Below are 17,771 nucleotides of genomic sequence, written 5' to 3'. Positions count from 1 at the left end.
TTTGTGTATTTTTTGTTACTGGCACAAAGGGGAGTTTGCCTTTTCAGTTGGTTGTAATTTATGAAAAGGCACTTGGTTTTATATGTTAATTTCTTTCTAATCGTTTAAACAAATTGTTCCGCTAAGAGCTTACTGATAACAATTAACAAGAGTAATGACATGCGTAATTACTCTGCCAATAACACCAACAACTTAGTTAATGAGGTAACTTGGTATGTCGGTTTAATAGCTGTACTCGTAGACTTGCTGTCTGAAACGTTGTGATGATTTAACCAGCAAGTATCAAAACCTGCATTATTGCCACCTAAAATATCTGATTCCAACGTATCGCCAACCATAAGTACTTGTTCAGGAGCTGGGTTATTCATATTTGTTAATGCGTAGGTGAAAATATCCGGATGTGGTTTTGCAACTCCCACCAGCTCAGAAATAACCACAGGAGAGAAATAAGGTTTAAAACCCGTTCGCTGCAAACGTATTTCTTGTAATTGAGCAAACCCGTTAGTAATAATACCCATTTTAACGCCACGTTTATGCAAGTTAGTAACGAGAGCTAATGCACCATCTAAAGGCTTACATATTTCTGCCATGGCATCTAGAAACTGTTCATTCAATTCCTGAGGTTGCACATTGAGCTTATTGCCCCATAGCGTAAAGCGAGTTATTTGTAATTGCTGTGCGCTAATTTCACCATTTTGGTACTGCACCCAAAGTGGCTTATTAACACTTTGGTATTCATCAAAATCAGACTGTATAAAGTTAACTCCGTAACGAGCAAACATACAAGTTAGCCCTGATAAAATATCAAAATGAAACAAGGTTTCATCTGCATCAAACAGTACCCATTGGTATTTCATGTATATCGTTTTTCCTAATTTAAAAAAACGCTCTTTATTAGAGAACGGTTGCTAACTTTAGCGCTAATAATGTTGTAGATGCAAAGCAGGAGCAAGTGCTAGGATCAAAGCTTGGGTATATACACTTTCTCTTGTGGCTGCATGATTTGTCAATAAACCAATAGCGCCACCTTTTTGTCTAATGTTAGAAGTATTAAAAATCTCATCCATGACAGGCCCCAACTCTTCACCTTGCTGCAAGCGTTTAAAGATTTTTCTGGGTAAAGGAAGGTTTGCCGATCTTCCGGTAAACAAATCACCATCTTTAGTAAGTACCGCAACATAAGAAAAACTGGCAGCCCCTTCATTAAATTTATCCACACCTCCTTCCATAGCAACCCAGTAATCCATTCCCTTGTCATTAACATTCGCCTTGCTGGCGTTATCGAAACAATAACGAACACGGTTTTGCGCGCCTAAACGCGTTTCTGCTTCTGTCATAGGTTGCTCTGCAACACCAGAGAGTGCTTTCATTTCTGTACAATTAATAACATGGTTAGGGAACACACAAGCGAAGGCTTTTTTTGCTGCGTTAACTTTAACAGGATTGGTAGAACCCACACAAAGATGAATAATCTCAGCCATTATTATGTACCTCATAAAAGTCAAATATACAAAAGCGGTAAGCTTTACATGAACCGGTTCAAAACTAAACTTAAAAATTGAAACCTTTAATGATAAAAGCAAATGTTTTACAGTAGTGGGATGTATTTCACAATATTACAATGAGCATATTTAATGAAAGCCATTACAATAATATTTTTGCTCATGCTAGTAACGGGTATTGGGTTTGCCATAGTCGGTGATTGGGGCCTCATCGCGTCGTTTTTTCTTATTCCCACCTCTTTTCTTTTTTTAGTTATAGCAAAAATTACTTTTCTGCTATCCGCTAAATTTACGTCTGAACAGAAAAAAGATTTAACATACACAACCTCAAATAAACCAAGCAATAAAATAGAGCCAATTAAGGCTATTGCTCAGAAAAAAAACTTAACGTCCACAACCACAGATAAATCACGCAATAAAATGAAATCAATTAAGAGCGTATGTTTTAGCATGCTAATTATAAGTATAGGGTTTTCTGTAATTGGCACTTGGGGCGTAATTGAACATAAATTTGAAGGGTTCGCCATTGCAGCTGTAATGATATCCTATCTTCTTTTTCCTTTATCTTTGCTTTTATTACTTGTGTTAATTGTTAAAAAAATCACCTCTGTTATATCAGCCAAAGTTGAATCAGATAAAAAAGGTGACTTTGCTGCTAAACTCACTACTGAACTAGCTACTGAATTAACAACTAAAACCACTAATAAGCCAACAGCTAAACCCAAGCCTAATATGCAGACGGTTAAGGTAATATCTTTTACCCTGTTTATAATCAGCCTAATATTTGGTGCATTTTATTATTGGGGTACCTCCACACAGGCAAGCTATGATAGATTTAGTGGTTTTGGAGCAATAATTCCAGTTACCGCTTTATTCTTGTCGGTTCTATTTTTTATTACCGCTTTATTTCTTACGCCTCTAGCAAAATTTTACTCTGCGATATCAGCTGAATTTAAGTCTTAAAAACACAAAATTTAATAAGCGCTTGTTTATCTTATTTTAATCTCTAACACTCTTTATTTCACCTAACAGCTCAGGCAAAAATGACATGATGTGCGAAAGGATAAATTAAGTTCGTTGTAACTTTGGGTCACTACGATTTTATTTAACGTGATATCACTGTAAAAATACACGCTGCAAAGAATGTGTAAAAATCTAGTAAGTTACTTTTTTGTGTTTTTTTTGTGATTAATGAAGGTTTTTGGTTTTTTAAGAGAGAGGATTTAGTTAGTGATAATTAAAAAACTGGCATTATTTAATGGTTATCCCAGTAACCTAAGGCTGAAAAAATAAAGCCCATTAATTGGTATTAATAGACTTATATGAACATCTGATTTAAATAGTTTTAACTTACAACTTATGGTCTAAACATGAACTCTAATCGGTTGCCGCTAGGCTCTCTTATCATCATGTGTTTTGCAGGACCACCATAAGCCAGTTCAGGTGCAAACTCGACAACCACGCCTTTTACACCTTTAACTCGGTGGTAGATCTCATCTAATGCCTCAAAGCTTGCCGCACTAAATGCTAAATGGTGTAAACCAACATTATTTTTACGACTGAATTTAACCGTTGTTTTAGCGTCACTTGTTTGCCACAGCGTTAATAACATTGCACCGTCACTAACAAATACAGCTGGGTAATTAGTATCTTCACCGACTTTTTTCCAACCTAAGGTTTTAATAAAAAACTCACTACTGGCGGTTAAGTCACTTACGGTTAAACCAACATGATTAAATCCTTTGGTTAGCATGTTACCTACTGCGTTTGCGTGATTGATGCTACATAAGCTAACTAAGATAATGAAATATATTTTCAACATAACGTACTCGTATTATTAATAGAGAATGGATAAGTGATTAAAGAGACCACGTTATATGAAATTATCTTTCAGGCAAAAATACACCTGCTCTGATGACGCGTAATGTGAACTCTTATGTGAATGATTTAATATGGGTCTCATAATTAAAATCGTCGATAAGACCCTAGATAAGCTATTGGGTAAATGACCACTATGCTAATAAACAAAAAAGCCCATTAGCTTGGACTAATAGGCTTTCTATAACTTTTAACTTTTAACTTTTAACTTTTAACTTTTAACTTTTAACTTTTAACTTTTAACCGGACTTTACCCCAAATATCATCTTTAGATACCCAACCTATTTGGTGAGAAGAAATGCTACTTTTATTATCACCTGACAGTAAGAGGCCTTTCACTTTAGATATTTGCGTTATACGTTTAATAATACAAGCATATGTAGAATGTTCAGCAACAACCATATCACCAACATTCAATGTTCTGTAAAGCTTACTCACCACAACAAAGTCACCATGAGTAAGCTCAGGCAACATACTATTACCTTGAACTTTAATGATATTAAGCAACAATTAAAGTGCGTCTAACTTAGGGTATACCACTGCTAAGCTTGGCGGATATGGGCATGTAGCAACATAAGTTGCCACGCCTTTGGTTTCCCAAAAAATAGTGGCAAAGTCATTAACCAGTTCAAGAATTTTTATCGTTTCTTCACGGTTAACTTTTTGTTTTCCCTTTGAAGTCTGCATCATAAGTTGATGAACAAGCGTGTGAATATCAGGGTATTTATCAATTTGTGGCTGCTTAAAATAATCACCCCAAATAACCCTAATTTCGTCTTTTAGTTTTGTACCGTGTGTTTCTTTTTCGTTAACTAATCGAACAAGTTGAGCATGGTCGTCTGTTGTCATTTCTTCTTTGTCACTGATTTCATTGATCAGATCCACCAGCCTAACCATAGACAATGCACAAATTTGCGCCGTACTAGGGTCGTATATTTTACACGGTATATCACAATGTGCTGATGCTGTTTTAAAAGAAAACGTCTTATCTAAAGAATGTAAAATTGAATGTAACACGATTATTCTCCCGTCTTTAATTGCTTTTTACGGCGATAAATAAAAACCCCAACACTTGCAATACCAGCGACTGATAATGCCAAAGCCAGATGTGTTAAATTGCTAGACCAATGACTATGGTCATGCCCAGGATGAGCCTGTGAAACCGTAGAAAATAACGCAATAACCAGCGCAGCTAAATAACGTAACATAATAAAAATCTCCGTTTGAATTGACTTAATAAATTGAGTTAATGAGTCGCTAAATGTGTTTTTAATAATTGGCCTAGGTTCAACTTAAAATCTCTAGGTGATATACGATGAGTCGACAATAAGTTACCTTCATGGCGTTGCTTAAACGAATACCATTCGTTATTTAATTGGCTAATTGCTTTATAAATCGCTATTTTCAATTCCGTATTTTTATGCAATTCATTACTTAGTTTTTGAATAAACATGAAACTTTTTTGATACATTTTATATGCCTGATCAAAACTACCAATTTCAATATATGAGTCCGCTAGGCTAAAATAACTCACCATCACAGACGCAACGGCCTTATGCGCATCTTGACTCACATTTTTATCGAACGCCTTATTAGCAAGGCTTAACGCCTTTTTATTTAACGAAATAGCAGTACTGAATACTTTGTCGTTAAAGGCAGTTTTAACCTGCCTCATTGTATTTTCCCACTCACGCATAGTAAAGACCTAAATAACAACGATTCTCATTTGCATTTATACTAGACCATTTATTATTAGATATCTACTGAATTTAATGAAGTTTTATAAGTGCAGGGTTTATATGCATAATGACGCAACTAGAGTTGTCACTAAGTTGCTCATGACTAAATTTAAAACAATTAACACCTTATCTGTCTTAATGTTATTAACGGGCTTAGCACTGGCCATATTTGGCTATTGGGGTTTGTGTACAAAGGCAGGTAATGAAGTGTACCCAGAAATGGCGGGCTTAATTCCATTTTATTCATTATTAGCGTCTTTACCATTTCTACTTTTAGCTGCTATTGGGGCGTTTGTGTCTTATAGAAAACAAAGGCTAAAGCGTTAATAGTTAAAATCAATAGAGAGTACAACAAAGCCTCTACTCGCCTTTTGGTGTTAACACCCTTGGGTTTGCAATTGGCTCGCCGTTATTATCGAAAAAGGCTGACGGCGTATTAAGCCCTTTTACTTTCCAAATAAGCACCTTAAAAATTGTTCTTAAGGTGGTGCTAAATGGCGAGTTTACCTGCGGCGCTATGGCTTTTTTAGCGTATTTACTTTGCAAGTAACCTCTTACCAAACCTAAGTCCTCATCACGGGTCAATGCATTGTCCATAAAGTTATGCACAACACCAATAAACGGCATTTGAGAACCTAGCGAATTACCAATAGGGGTATTGCAACATTTGGCATACCACCTAAAAATGCCTTTTTTGCTTAACTTATTTATAAATAATTAGAGTGATAGCCGTGTTCTTATTATTTTTTGCACAAACCACACAAATCGCACGAATTAATTAAATTGCACATTTAATGTATTTACCTATAATATTACCGTTATTCAAGATTTGGAGTTTAAGCATGAACACATTAACAGCGAATGATGCTAAACGTAATTTCGGTGAGTTACTTCTAAACGCTCAACGTGAGCCAATTAAGATTAGTAAAAACAGCAAAGATGCTGTTGTTGTGATGTCTATTAAAGATTATGAAGAACTCGAAACTATGAAAGCCGAGTACGTAAAACACTGTTTTGAATCTGCCAAAGAAGATTTAGCTCAAGGTAATGTGGTTGACGGTGAAACCTTCCTGAATGCTTTGTAAATATGCGCAAAAGCAAATATAAACTAAGTAAATTAGCGCAGGCTCATTTACTCAAAATCAAACACTATACGGTTTCAGAATTTTCTCAGACACAGTGGGATAGCTACAAAAACAAACTTCTTACTGGATTTGAGATGCTAGCTGATAATCCATCCGTTGGAATAACCTGCAATGAGTTATTCCAAAATGGATTTTACTTTCCAATTGGTAAGCACACGGTTTACTTTACTAAAGAAAACCGTTTTATTTTGGTGGTTGCAGTCTTAAACCAATCGCAGTTACCACAAAAGCACCTACGGAGCGGATTACTTTCTCTTTCAAAAGGCAAAGGCGTTGTGATTTAGTTTTTAAGTTCTAAAGATAAGAGACTGAACTAAATTACTTTCTAACTATTACATTGCACAAATGTGATAGATCTTATTTCGCCCCTCGGCGACCATACCTTTTTCAACAGCCAAAAAGGTAGGCGAAAAAGCCGCATCCTTCCAATATTCTAATCTTCTACAAAATTAAGTTTTGTCTACAAAGACGGGATGAACATTCGTCCCTGAACACCATCCCTCACTCGACGTCCTGTCTCATACTTTTGAAAACTTATTTTATATCAGGAATATTTAGATGGAGAGGTAAAGCAGAGCAAGAGCAAAGCTAAAAACTCTAATGAGCCTGACGGCTCACTAGTTGTAGATGGACTTATTTATTTGTAAATAATTAGAATGGGTGTCCACGTTATTTTTGTCTTAAACCAATCGCAGTTACCACAAAGGCACCTACGGTGATTTGCTTTCTCTTTCAAAAAGCAAAGGCGTTGTGATTTAGTTTTATATTATTCCTGTTAAATATTCAGCCAAATGAGCTTTAAGGTTTCCCCCCTCGGCGGTCATCAATAAAACATCCATATCTTGATAACATCCCCCCAAAATTCAGACCCTTTTATTATTGTTCTATAAAGTTAATTCTAACTTTGCTATGGTTAATGTATGTAAGAAATAAATCCACTAAAGCAGATTTAATGAAAATAGCCGTAATCAGTGACCTTCACATTGGAGAATACGCTAGAGGAAAGGATTTTACCCCTAATGATAGCGAACACTCTATCATTAATGATTATACTTCCCCTTTTCGAGAGCATTTTCAAGGAGATAATTACAAATGTGATGTTCTGTTAGTGGCAGGCGATATAACCAACTGCGCCAATAATGAAGAATTTGAATTAGCCTCTTTAAAGATAAAGGAGTTGGCAGACATTCTAAGGGTGCCTTATGACGCGATCTTTATCACTCCAGGTAATCATGATTCTAATTGGAATATGGGTAAAACGATTAAAGAGCAAGGAGTGTCTGATGAGCAAGAGATTAGAGATGCAAGATATCAGCTATTTAACAATAACTCATTTATCAAAGGATTATTGTCTCAAGCCACTTTTGGTAAATTTCATATTTCACCGTACTTTGTTCTTTGGTGCACTGAGCAAGTTGCAGTCCTCTCATTTAACTCTTCTGCAAATGATAATGATGAAAAAAAAATTCATAACGGTGAATTATCAACCGAATCAATTCGTTTAGTTAGAGAAGAATTAGATAAGCATAAAGATCTTCTTGAAGGTAAAACCAAAATACTCCTGTTTCATCACCACCCTTTAAATTATCAAGAGAAAACATTCCCAGATGCAGATTATAGCATTATGTCTAACTCTGACGCTTTAATTGAGTTGGCAGCTGAATATTGTTTTGATTTTCTAGTTCATGGTCATAAACACATTCCTAGGTATCGTCATTTGGTTACAGACGCACGTCACCCTATGAATATTTTGTGCGCTGGTAGTTTTGTCTCAAGACTAGATGACCGTTGGTTTGATGATGTTGGAAACGCCTTTCATATTATTGAAATAGATCAAAAGTGCAGCGATCATCTTATTCCACAAGGAAGAATTCTCAGTTGGAGTCATTTTGTTCAACATGGTTGGATTAAAAATGATTCGACTCGTGATTCTATTCCCCATGAGTCTAGATTTGGCAGTAGTTACAACCGTAATACTTTAGAGTCGAAATTAAAATGTATTATTAATGACAGGTTTTTAAATTCAAGTCATATAAAATGGTCTGACATTATAACTGATGATGTTGGAATTCGATATTGCTCGTCAATTGTTTTAACTATGGTATTAAAAAAATTAGAAACTGAGATTGGATTCACGACATATAGTGAACCTGAGATTATTTTGTTAAAAAAGGAGGAAGCCAGTAATGGATAAAAATGTTTTTGAATCATCTAATGCAAGGGATATGACAAGTAAACAATTGGCTTCTGAATTTATTTGGACCACTACATTTGAACGTTTATTTTCGAAACGAAATCATATAATTCTGGGCGCAAGAGGAACTGGTAAAACTGCGTTTGCGAAGATGTTGGCATTTGATGGACTATCACAATATCAAGATGAGCGTGCAAGAGCAATTATAAGCAAAAAATCTTTTATCGCCACATTTGTTCCGTTTAAGCCGGAGTTTTTAGCCAAACTACAGTCAATTCAGGAAGATCCTCAGCAAAGTGATTTCTTCTTTATTTGGGGTGTGAATTTATCAAGCTGTAGCCGTTTTATAAATATAATTAAACACTGCATTGAGAGATATTCAAAAAGTTCTGTCGATAGTGTTATTCATGAGAGAAATATTTCCCTAAAGCTAGGTGATTTATGGTTAGGTGAAAGGTATGAATCATTAGACAAACTTAATAGTTCGCTTTCAGCTTTAGAGTTTGAAAAAAACTTTTGCTTCAATAAAGCTTCCTTGGGTTTCCCGTTAGATAAGCACGATTTGGAGATTGGGAGAAAGTTTCATACAGATTTATTTTCACCCATAAAAATGGGGATAGAAATATTAAAACAAGAGCTTGGTTTCTCAGACCAAACAACTTGGGCAATTTGTTTAGATGAAGCAGAGGTACTTACTGAGGGGCAATGGAAGCTTATTAATACACAACTTCGTACTTATACCGAAGTGGTTTTTAAAATCACGACAATGCCTTACAAACACAAAACCCTCAAAACAAATATTGATGAGAATTTAAACGCGAAACACGATTTTGATTACTTGTACTTAGATAGGCTAGGAACCATAGATAAGTCTCAAAAAGATGCAGATAAGATCATTCTTGAATTTGCAGAAAAGTTATTTGATAAGAAGGTCGCAGGTTCAAAGCTTTCTGATACAGGTATAACTTTAAAATACTTACTAGGTAAGTCTGATTTAACAGATAATTCTGCAGAAGTTATGCCGAATAAAAAAATAATGTATTACATAAATCGATATTGCAATCCTTCTACTATTGAAAGGGCTACGAGGTTGTATAAAAATAATCCTACAGGAAAGAGCTTTAGCGATGAAATTGAGAGAAAAGTCAGACCTCTACTTGTTCTTAAGGATTATTTTGAGTCAACTACAGGTCAAGCTTACGCTGCACCAAAAATATTCTCTGGCTATGATGTAGCAATAAAATGTTGTGATGGGAATCCTAGAAAATTAATTAATTTGTTTAATAGATTTATAACTTCTCAAAATAATTCCTCTAGCTTCGCCCCTTTAGAAAAAGGACGTCAAGGTCGCATAATCAAAAGCTTCTCAATATCAGAAATTGATTCTATACGTGCGGAAGAAAATGGGTCAAATGCAGCTATTTTTTTAACTCAGGTCGGAAATTACTTCAAAGGCTCCTTACATAATGAAAAAATTGGAACTGAAATTAATATGTCTTTTGAATTTGATTTAACAGACAAAGTTATATGGGACGCTGTGAGGATTTCTGTCGATTTAGGTTTGTTAATTCCTCACATCACCACAGCTGATGGTGATGATAATATGCCAATCATGTCTGGTCGTTTTCATTTATCAGGAAGCATAAGTCCTCAATTTTTCCTTCCACCTAGAAGGGGGGGAGTGCTTAAGTTAAGTACTATTCAAAAAAGAATTTCTAACAGTTCAATTAGGACTGTCGGTACTAATCCAATTGACCAAATAGAGATGTTTGATGAGTAAATTCAATGTAAGTGATATTTCACGCAAGGTTCTTTTGGACTCAAAGTATGATTTAGCCGTACTCTGTTGTGGGTACGAACCACGTTGTACTTTTTTATCAGAGATCATTGATAAAACGAATATCAATGATGTCTTGGTATATTCGTATTCAGAGCATGCTGATATGCTTCACAGAAAGTCTATCGATAGCTTTTTTGTTAATAAATTTGAAAGTAAAAATATATACAGGCACTCTTCTGCTGATACTCAAGGTCAGTTTAATAGGCTTTATCAGTGGGCTGATACAATAGACTTAAAAAGTAAGGATAAGTTAAGGGTACTGATTGATTATTCTTCTATGACAAAATCATTACTTTCAATTATTATATTTTTCTTTTTAAAATTCATCCAGAAAGACAATAAGATAGATATAAGCATAGATTTTTCTTATTCAGTGGGTGAGTATCCTGAAATTATTGAGCATAAAAATTTTTCACAACCACTTATACTTCAAGGCTGCGAGGGCTCTCCATTAACATTTACTAAGAAAGCTGCATTATTCTTGTTAGGCTTTGATTCCGTGGGACCTCAAGTTATTAATAATGCTATTAATCCGGATAAAAGTTATGGTATTTATGCATCTCCGAGCGCAAAAGAAAGCTATGTTGAAAATGTATTGGCATTTAATTCTGAATTTATAGACTCGAATTTAGGCGGGAAAAATAAACTATTAGGCCTTCCTTTAACTAACGTCACGGTTTGCTTCGATTATTTAAATCAAATAATATCTCCTTTGAAGAGTGATTGTAATATTTCAATAGCTTTATTTGGTCCTAAACCACATGTATTAGCTTCTATATTGACAGCTAATTATCACCGCAATGTTACTTGCATTCATTGTAAGGCTTTAGATTTTGAGCCTAGGTTGGTTCAAGGAATAGGTGAGCTTGTTTTAACTCGGTTGGATTTTTCTATTTAAATAACGTGCGTACTCACTCTAATTTGCATACACATACAAGTCAATTTTTGTACAATAGCCGTCAGGCTCGCTTTTGTTTTGCGCTGCTTTACCTCTCCGTTCAAAATCACTTTGTTAAATATTATTTTTATATAATTCGAAGCATGGATGCTGAGGAAGGACTGGTTATCAGGGACGACTTTTCAGTCCGTTTTTTAGCTACATGGATGTAGTAACTTAAGCTTTGTCTGGAAAAAAAAGCTTGGTAAACAAAAATTAACAATAACTTGGACAGCCACCTTTAAACACGAATATAGCGAACCGCAAGGTTCGCTTTGCTTTTGCTCTGCTTTTCCTCTCCATCTAAATATTCCCGAAATAAAATAAGTTTTCCAAAATATGAGACAGGACGTCGAATAAGGGATGGTGTTCAGGGACGAATGTACATCCCGTTTTTGAGGATGAAACTTAGTTTTATTGAGGATAAGAATATTGATTAGGAGCGGCTTTTTGGCCTACCTTTTTGGCTGTTGAAAAAGGTATGGTCGCCGCAGGTGAAACAGTCTTTTAATCTTTAAAAAAAAACAAACCTCCACGCCCACATACAAAAAAGCCCTGATATACAGGGCTCTTAAAAATAATGTTACAACGACCTAGAACGGGATGTCGTCGTCAAAGTCCATTGATGGCTCTGGTGGAGCTGATGGTGCTTGACGAGGTTGGAAACCACCTTGAGGCTGCTGCTGTTGCGGCTGGCTCTGTGGTTGGAATCCGCCTTGTGGCTGTTGATACTGTTGCTGAGCTTGCTGTGGTGCAGCTTGTTGCTGTTGAGGCGCAGCTTGCTGAGGAGCTTGAGAGAAGCCACCTGGTTGTTGCTGTGCTTGTGGCTTAAATCCACCAGCTGCTGGTGATGCGCCAGCATTATCAGAACGACCGCCTAACATTTGCATTTGGCCACCAAAATCAATTACAACTTCTGTTGTGAATTTATCTTGGCCAGTTGCTTGGTCTTGCCATTTACGAGTTTGCAACTTACCTTCAAAATAAGCTTGAGAACCTTTACGTAAATATTCACCAGCAACTTCTGCAAGTTTTCCAAAAACAACAATACGATGCCATTCTGTTTTTTCTTGCATTTGCCCAGTATTTTTATCTTTCCAGCTTTCGTTTGTCGCTAAGCTGATATTGGCAACGGCATTACCATTTGGCATAAATCTTACTTCAGGATCTGCGCCTAATGTTCCAATTAAAATTACTTTATTGACTCCGCGAGCCATAACTATTCTCCTGAATCTTTATGATTAATCTGTGCTATTAGCTGATCGACACTTGGGCGATCGTAATTTGTTTTGTCTACTTTTAAATATATGCGACTTTCGTCTTCAACCAATGTGGCTTCCATAACGCCGCCACATTGACTTAATTGATTGATAAATTCTTGATAGTCTAAGCCGCCTTTTGGCTCAAATGGTATGGAAACCCTTTTTGAGCTTACTGGTAATTTCATGCCAAATGCCAAGACCAACCATAATAACGCAATTAGACCATTGGCGGCAAACAAATAACTAAAACCAAAATTTTGAGCGATGAATCCACCGGAAACGCCACCTAAAAATGCACCAAAGAACTGACTGCTAGAATATACACCCATTGCAGTGCCCTTCTGACCTGCAGGCGCTAATCTGGATACATGAGCTGGCAGACTTGCTTCCAAAAAGTTAAAGCCTACAAAAAATATAAACACGGCCAATATAAGTGGCCAAATTGATACTGAAAATACCATCAATACAGACGCTAACATCACCAAACCAACAGCAAAGATAAACAGATTTTTTTCTATTTGTTTTTTAGCGCCAATTATCAGCATAGGCACCATAAAAACAAAAGACAAAAATAAAACAGGTAAATATATTTTCCAGTGTTCGGTTACTGCCAAGCCTGAGTCTTTAAATAAAATAGGTAACGCAATAAATATAGACGTCATTAACCAATGCAGAAATAAAACACCTAAATCTAATCGTACTAACTGCCCGTTAAATAACATGGCCATTATGTTTGATTTTGATGCGGTGACTTCGCTTGAATTAGTTTGGGTATATGAAACAGGGACCACAGTTAAGGTGATAATAATACCAACAACGGCCATAACAGCCGTTATAAAAAACACACCTTGTAAGCCAAATGCTTCAGCTATCATTGGTCCTAACACCAAAGCAACGGCAAAGCTCAGGCCTATGCACATACCAATAACGGCCATGACTTTAGGTCTTTGTTCTTCACGTGTTACGTCTGACGCTAATGCTAAAACGGCACTGGCTATTGCGCCCATACCTTGTATAGCTCGGCCTAGAGTGACCATTTCAATGCTAGTGGCAAGTGCAGCTATCACGCTACCTATGGCAAATATAATTAAACCGATGACGATAATTTTACGACGGCCAAAACGGTCTGATAACCAGCCCATTGGGATTTGAAACAAGGCTTGTGTTAACCCGTAAGCACCAATGGCGATACCAATCCACAGTGGCGAAACGTTTTCTAATTCTTGACCATAGATAGCAAGAATTGGCATTAACATGAATAAACCAAGCATACGCATTGAGAATATTAATGCTAGGGAAACGGCAGCGCGTTTCTCTAATGAATTCAGATTAGTTTGCTCCACTAATTCCATGTCCCACTTCGTAAAAATTTGAGGCAGGATAGTAGCATATTTATCGTTTAGTTTTATTTATAAAATTAGCTAAAATCATAATATTATCTCGTTTTATAATTTAACTGGTTGTGTAAGTGACGGTTGTATTATTACAAAGAACTATTCCAAACAACTATACAAACAACTATTACAAAAACTCCGTATTACCTTAAGCAGGTAAATAACGGTGTAATTAGGGCGTCTACCTTAGTTATTACATCTTGGTTATTCCATCTTGGGCTATAAAGTAGAGTCACAAAGTGGCATACTTACGGATCAGTTCAATTAGAAAAGAATCCCGTATGAACCAAATAGAAGTCCGTGGTGCTCGAACTCATAACTTAAAAGATATAAGTTTGGATATCCCACGAGATAAGCTCATCGTTATTACCGGACTTTCTGGGTCGGGTAAATCCTCGTTAGCGTTTGATACTTTATATGCTGAAGGCCAACGACGTTATGTCGAGTCTTTGTCTGCTTATGCTCGCCAATTCTTATCGTTAATGGAAAAGCCTGATGTGGATCACATTGAGGGACTTTCTCCTGCTATTTCTATTGAACAAAAATCTACTTCGCATAATCCTAGGTCTACCGTAGGAACTATCACTGAGATATACGACTATTTACGTTTGTTGTTTGCCCGTGTTGGTACACCAACGTGTCCTACTCATGGTGAAAGACTTGAAGCGCAAACTGTGTCGCAAATGGTTGATAAAATTTTAGAATTGCCTGAAGGCTCTAAAATCATGTTACTGGCGCCTGTGGTTAAAGCACGTAAAGGTGAACATGTTAAAACGCTTGAAAACCTAGCGGCTCAAGGTTTTATACGCTCACGTATAAACGGTGAGATTTGTGACTTGTCAGATCCACCAACGTTAGAGCTACATAAAAAACATAATATTGATGTTGTTGTCGACCGCTTAAAAGTAAGAGACGACATTCAGCAACGTTTAGCTGAGTCGATAGAAACAGCACTTGAGCTAAGCGCTGGCACTTTGCTGGTTGGCTTTATGGACTCAGATGACGCTGACATTACGTTCAGTGCTAACTTTGCTTGTCCGGTTTGTGGTTACTCTATGCAAGAGTTAGAACCTAGATTGTTTTCATTCAACAATCCGGCTGGTGCTTGTAATAGCTGTGATGGTTTAGGTGTTAAACAATACTTTGATGCTGAAAAAGTTATTATCAATTCAGAATTGAGTTTAACCGGCGGAGCTATAAGAGGCTGGGATAAACGTAATTTCTATTACTTCCAAATGTTAACGTCTTTGGCTGCTTTCTATAAAATTGATTTAACCTTGCCATTTAATGACTTACCGGACGAACACAAAGAAGTCATTTTAAACGGCAGCGGTAAGCAAGATATTGAATTTAAATATATGAACGACCGTGGTGACGTTGTCACTCGTACTCATCCATTTGAAGGTATTTTACCTAATATGGAACGTCGTTATAAAGACACTGAGTCTAACTCGGTACGTGACGAGTTAACTAAATACATAAGCACGCAACATTGTCCTACATGTGATGGCAGTCGCTTACGCGAAGAAGCCAGAAACGTATTTATTAACGGCACTAACATATCTACCATTGCCGATCTTTCTATTGGTGATGCTCATGACTTTTTTGACAAGATGGACTTGTCTGGCCAAAAAGCACAAATAGCCGAAAAGATTTTAAAAGAAATTAAAGAGCGTTTAGGTTTCTTGGTGAATGTTGGCTTAAATTACTTATCGGTATCTCGTAGCGCCGACACTTTATCTGGTGGTGAAGCACAACGTATTAGACTCGCAAGCCAAATTGGTGCGGGGTTAGTTGGTGTTATGTATGTGCTTGATGAACCGTCAATTGGTTTGCACCAACGTGATAACGACCGTCTTTTACAAACCCTATTCCACTTACGTGACTTAGGTAATACGGTTATTGTTGTTGAGCATGATGAAGACGCAATAAGAGAAGCGGATCACGTTATCGATATTGGTCCAGGTGCGGGCGTTCACGGTGGTGAGATTATTGCCCAGGGTACGCCACAACAAGTTATGGATGAGCCTAATTCTATTACGGGTCAATACTTATCTGGTGTCAGAAAAATTGCTATTCCGCCAGTAAGAACCCCAGTTAATGAAGATAAATGGTTAACCTTAAGTGGCGCAACGGGTAACAACTTAAAAGATGTGACGGTTAACATTCCGTTAGGTTTAATGACCTGTGTGACTGGTGTGTCTGGTTCTGGTAAATCTACCTTAATCAATGACACCTTGTATGAGATTGCTCATCGTGAATTAAACGGCGCAACCACGTCTGAACCTGCTCCGTATAAAGATATTGTGGGTATGGACTTATTGGATAAGGTTATTGATATTGACCAAAGCCCAATTGGTCGTACGCCACGTTCAAATCCAGCCACTTATACTGGTATATTTACCAATATCCGTGACTTGTTCGCCAGTACTCAAGAGTCTAGAGCTCGTGGTTACAAAGCTGGACGTTTTAGCTTTAATGTTAAAGGCGGACGTTGTGAAGCTTGCCAAGGTGACGGTCTAATTAAAGTAGAAATGCACTTTTTACCTGATGTTTATGTGCCTTGTGATGTATGTAAAAGCAAACGTTACAACCGCGAGACATTAGAAGTTTTGTATAAAAACAAAAACATTCACCAAGTGTTAGATATGACAGTGGAAGATGCTCATGAGTTTTTTGAAGCGATTCCTGCCATTGCTCGTAAACTAAAAACCTTGATGGATGTTGGCCTTAGTTATATTCGTTTAGGTCAAAGCGCAACAACCTTATCTGGTGGTGAAGCACAACGTGTAAAACTGTCTAAAGAGTTATCTAAGCGTGATACTGGCCAAACGTTATATATCTTAGATGAACCGACAACTGGTCTGCATTTTTATGATATTGAGCAGTTATTGGCGGTATTACACAGACTAAGAGACCAAGGTAATACGTTAGTTATTATTGAGCATAATCTTGATGTTATTAAAACGGCAGATTGGATTATCGACTTGGGTCCTGAAGGCGGTTCTGGCGGCGGTGAGATTTTAGTTGCTGGTAAACCTGAAGATATTTGTGACGAACCTCGTTCTCATACAGCTAGGTATTTAAAACCACTTCTTAGCTAGAGCATGCTTACTATTTAAGGTGAGTGAATAGTCACTCACCTTAAATTTATTCCCTACCTTCTTTACGGTCTTCCCTTCTGCGCTCTTACAAGGCATTTGTATTAAAAGCTTAAAATTAACATGACAACAAATTTATATTTAGCTCGTCACGGGCAAACACAATGGAATAAAACCCATCGATTTCAAGGACAACTCGACAGCGATTTGACTGATGCGGGTAAACTGCAATCAGCACAAATAGCACAGCAACTTAGTGATATAAAAATAGAGTTAATCGTATCTTCAACCCTTGGCCGCGCAGTTAACAGTGCGCTCATTTGCCAACAGCAACTAAAGTCACCAGTAGAACATTCGGTAGAATTAATTGAACGTAACTTAGGGCATTGGCAAGGTCGTTATATTCAAGACATAAAAGCTGACAAAGATTATCCAGAGTTACTGCAACAATATACTGACTTAACACTAGTAGATAATGACTCTTCTCTAAATGGTAAACACATTGAGGTCGTTGACGGTTTTAATAAATCCGAGAGTGCTATCACTTGTGCCGCCCGGATTTATAACGCATTGGAAACATTAGCGGATGAGCATAATGGTAAAAACATCTTAGTGATTTTTCATGGCGAGGCATTACGTTGTTTTTTGGCGAAATTAGGCCATCACTCAAGTATTAGTGCTTACGAATTATTCGACAATGGTTCGGTTTTCCAAGTAACCTATCAACACAGCGAAAAACGCTTTAATTTAATCACTAGCTAATTAAAGCCAATTGTACA

19 protein-coding genes are annotated in these 17,771 nt (G+C 36.8%); 9 read left to right on the top strand and 10 right to left on the bottom strand.

What is annotated here, in order from left to right; translation table 11 throughout:
* Positions 1–167: 167 nt before the first annotated feature.
* A complete protein-coding gene (yjjG, locus tag BTO11_RS04925) occupies positions 168–857 on the bottom strand; it encodes a pyrimidine 5'-nucleotidase (protein ID WP_105051544.1) in 690 nt (229 codons plus the stop codon).
* A 63-nt stretch (positions 858–920) separates the two neighbouring features.
* The gene (yjjX, locus tag BTO11_RS04920; protein ID WP_219846487.1) at positions 921–1,484 is read right to left on the bottom strand and encodes an inosine/xanthosine triphosphatase; all 564 of its coding nucleotides are present in this window, start codon (positions 1,482–1,484) and stop codon (positions 921–923) included.
* A 150-nt stretch (positions 1,485–1,634) separates the two neighbouring features.
* Here yjjX and BTO11_RS04915 point away from each other — a divergent pair, with 150 nt between their 5' ends.
* A complete protein-coding gene (locus BTO11_RS04915; RefSeq protein ID WP_105051542.1) occupies positions 1,635–2,465 on the top strand; it encodes a hypothetical protein in 831 nt (276 codons plus the stop codon).
* Positions 2,466–2,859: 394 nt separating this feature from the next.
* Here BTO11_RS04915 and BTO11_RS04910 read toward each other — a convergent pair whose 3' ends face one another.
* From BTO11_RS04910 to BTO11_RS04890, 5 genes are all read right to left on the bottom strand, one after another.
* The gene (locus BTO11_RS04910; RefSeq protein WP_219846456.1) at positions 2,860–3,324 is read right to left on the bottom strand and encodes a VOC family protein; all 465 of its coding nucleotides are present in this window, start codon (positions 3,322–3,324) and stop codon (positions 2,860–2,862) included.
* A gap of 281 nt (positions 3,325–3,605) precedes the next feature.
* Positions 3,606–3,887 (bottom strand): S24/S26 family peptidase, encoded by a 282-nt coding sequence (locus BTO11_RS04905; protein ID WP_268245081.1) that lies wholly within the window; start codon positions 3,885–3,887, stop codon positions 3,606–3,608.
* 3 nt (positions 3,888–3,890) lie between these two features.
* Positions 3,891–4,397: a superoxide dismutase, Ni gene (gene sodN, locus BTO11_RS04900; RefSeq protein ID WP_105051539.1), complete on the bottom strand. Its 507-nt coding sequence runs from the start codon at positions 4,395–4,397 to the stop codon at positions 3,891–3,893.
* 2 nt (positions 4,398–4,399) lie between these two features.
* Positions 4,400–4,588 carry a hypothetical protein gene (locus BTO11_RS04895; RefSeq protein ID WP_105051538.1) on the bottom strand — a complete coding sequence of 63 codons (189 nt, stop codon included), beginning with the start codon at positions 4,586–4,588 and terminating at the stop codon, positions 4,400–4,402.
* Between the two features lie 38 nt (positions 4,589–4,626).
* On the bottom strand, positions 4,627–5,076 hold the full coding sequence (locus BTO11_RS04890) for a hypothetical protein (protein ID WP_105051537.1): 450 nt from the start codon (positions 5,074–5,076) through the stop codon (positions 4,627–4,629).
* A gap of 142 nt (positions 5,077–5,218) precedes the next feature.
* Between BTO11_RS04890 and BTO11_RS04885 the strand changes: the two genes are divergently transcribed.
* Positions 5,219–5,446 (top strand): hypothetical protein, encoded by a 228-nt coding sequence (locus BTO11_RS04885; protein ID WP_146105461.1) that lies wholly within the window; start codon positions 5,219–5,221, stop codon positions 5,444–5,446.
* A 33-nt stretch (positions 5,447–5,479) separates the two neighbouring features.
* Here BTO11_RS04885 and BTO11_RS04880 read toward each other — a convergent pair whose 3' ends face one another.
* Positions 5,480–5,830 (bottom strand): DUF6151 family protein, encoded by a 351-nt coding sequence (locus tag BTO11_RS04880; protein WP_219846486.1) that lies wholly within the window; start codon positions 5,828–5,830, stop codon positions 5,480–5,482.
* Between the two features lie 131 nt (positions 5,831–5,961).
* Between BTO11_RS04880 and BTO11_RS04875 the strand changes: the two genes are divergently transcribed.
* The 5 genes from BTO11_RS04875 to BTO11_RS04855 all read left to right on the top strand — a co-directional run bounded on the left by BTO11_RS04875 (position 5,962) and on the right by BTO11_RS04855 (position 11,196).
* Positions 5,962–6,204, top strand: coding sequence for a type II toxin-antitoxin system Phd/YefM family antitoxin (locus tag BTO11_RS04875; RefSeq protein ID WP_105051534.1), 243 nt, complete (start codon positions 5,962–5,964; stop codon positions 6,202–6,204).
* 2 nt (positions 6,205–6,206) lie between these two features.
* Entirely contained in the window at positions 6,207–6,548 is a 342-nt protein-coding gene (locus tag BTO11_RS04870) for a type II toxin-antitoxin system RelE/ParE family toxin (RefSeq protein ID WP_105051533.1), read from the top strand.
* Positions 6,549–7,216: 668 nt separating this feature from the next.
* Complete coding sequence (locus BTO11_RS04865; RefSeq protein ID WP_181135842.1) at positions 7,217–8,458, top strand: metallophosphoesterase family protein; 1,242 nt, start codon at positions 7,217–7,219, stop codon at positions 8,456–8,458.
* The gene (locus BTO11_RS04860; RefSeq protein WP_105051531.1) at positions 8,451–10,238 is read left to right on the top strand and encodes an ORC-CDC6 family AAA ATPase; all 1,788 of its coding nucleotides are present in this window, start codon (positions 8,451–8,453) and stop codon (positions 10,236–10,238) included. Before BTO11_RS04865 ends, BTO11_RS04860 begins: the two co-directional genes overlap by 8 nt.
* Positions 10,231–11,196, top strand: coding sequence for a hypothetical protein (locus tag BTO11_RS04855; protein WP_105051530.1), 966 nt, complete (start codon positions 10,231–10,233; stop codon positions 11,194–11,196). The genes BTO11_RS04860 and BTO11_RS04855 overlap by 8 nt, the downstream gene beginning before the upstream one ends.
* Positions 11,197–11,828: 632 nt before the next feature.
* On the opposite strand, the gene ssb is transcribed toward BTO11_RS04855, so the two are convergent.
* Both ssb and BTO11_RS04845 read right to left on the bottom strand, forming a co-directional pair.
* Positions 11,829–12,452: a single-stranded DNA-binding protein gene (gene ssb, locus BTO11_RS04850; protein WP_105051529.1), complete on the bottom strand. Its 624-nt coding sequence runs from the start codon at positions 12,450–12,452 to the stop codon at positions 11,829–11,831.
* 2 nt (positions 12,453–12,454) lie between these two features.
* Complete coding sequence (locus tag BTO11_RS04845) at positions 12,455–13,840, bottom strand: MFS transporter (protein WP_181135952.1); 1,386 nt, start codon at positions 13,838–13,840, stop codon at positions 12,455–12,457.
* Positions 13,841–14,172: 332 nt separating this feature from the next.
* Here BTO11_RS04845 and uvrA point away from each other — a divergent pair, with 332 nt between their 5' ends.
* Together uvrA and BTO11_RS04835 are read left to right on the top strand one after the other, a co-directional pair.
* Positions 14,173–16,995: an excinuclease ABC subunit UvrA gene (uvrA, locus tag BTO11_RS04840; RefSeq protein ID WP_105051527.1), complete on the top strand. Its 2,823-nt coding sequence runs from the start codon at positions 14,173–14,175 to the stop codon at positions 16,993–16,995.
* Between the two features lie 120 nt (positions 16,996–17,115).
* Positions 17,116–17,754, top strand: a complete 639-nt coding sequence (locus BTO11_RS04835) for a histidine phosphatase family protein (RefSeq protein ID WP_105051526.1) — start codon at positions 17,116–17,118, stop codon at positions 17,752–17,754.
* Positions 17,755–17,771: the final 17 nt, after the last annotated feature.

This window comes from Psychrosphaera saromensis (assembly GCF_002954545.1).
In the GTDB taxonomy this organism is placed as follows: domain Bacteria; phylum Pseudomonadota; class Gammaproteobacteria; order Enterobacterales; family Alteromonadaceae; genus Psychrosphaera; species Psychrosphaera saromensis.
This window is presented reverse-complemented; position numbering and strand designations above follow the sequence as displayed.

Excerpts from the sequence above, each read along its gene's own strand:
- BTO11_RS04870 (WP_105051533.1), top strand. The coding sequence starts at position 6,207 with ATGCGCAAAAGCAAATATAAACTAAGTAAATTAGCGCAGGCTCATTTA.
- BTO11_RS04835 (WP_105051526.1), top strand. The coding sequence starts at position 17,116 with ATGACAACAAATTTATATTTAGCTCGTCACGGGCAAACACAATGGAAT.
- BTO11_RS04890 (WP_105051537.1), bottom strand. The coding sequence starts at position 5,076 with ATGCGTGAGTGGGAAAATACAATGAGGCAGGTTAAAACTGCCTTTAAC.
- BTO11_RS04895 (WP_105051538.1), bottom strand. The coding sequence starts at position 4,588 with ATGTTACGTTATTTAGCTGCGCTGGTTATTGCGTTATTTTCTACGGTT.
- BTO11_RS04860 (WP_105051531.1), top strand. The coding sequence starts at position 8,451 with ATGGATAAAAATGTTTTTGAATCATCTAATGCAAGGGATATGACAAGT.
- BTO11_RS04915 (WP_105051542.1), top strand. The coding sequence starts at position 1,635 with ATGAAAGCCATTACAATAATATTTTTGCTCATGCTAGTAACGGGTATT.
- BTO11_RS04865 (WP_181135842.1), top strand. The coding sequence starts at position 7,217 with ATGAAAATAGCCGTAATCAGTGACCTTCACATTGGAGAATACGCTAGA.
- yjjG (WP_105051544.1), bottom strand. The coding sequence starts at position 857 with ATGAAATACCAATGGGTACTGTTTGATGCAGATGAAACCTTGTTTCAT.
- BTO11_RS04875 (WP_105051534.1), top strand. The coding sequence starts at position 5,962 with ATGAACACATTAACAGCGAATGATGCTAAACGTAATTTCGGTGAGTTA.
- ssb (WP_105051529.1), bottom strand. The coding sequence starts at position 12,452 with ATGGCTCGCGGAGTCAATAAAGTAATTTTAATTGGAACATTAGGCGCA.
- BTO11_RS04855 (WP_105051530.1), top strand. The coding sequence starts at position 10,231 with ATGAGTAAATTCAATGTAAGTGATATTTCACGCAAGGTTCTTTTGGAC.
- BTO11_RS04910 (WP_219846456.1), bottom strand. The coding sequence starts at position 3,324 with ATGTTGAAAATATATTTCATTATCTTAGTTAGCTTATGTAGCATCAAT.
- uvrA (WP_105051527.1), top strand. The coding sequence starts at position 14,173 with ATGAACCAAATAGAAGTCCGTGGTGCTCGAACTCATAACTTAAAAGAT.
- BTO11_RS04885 (WP_146105461.1), top strand. The coding sequence starts at position 5,219 with ATGACTAAATTTAAAACAATTAACACCTTATCTGTCTTAATGTTATTA.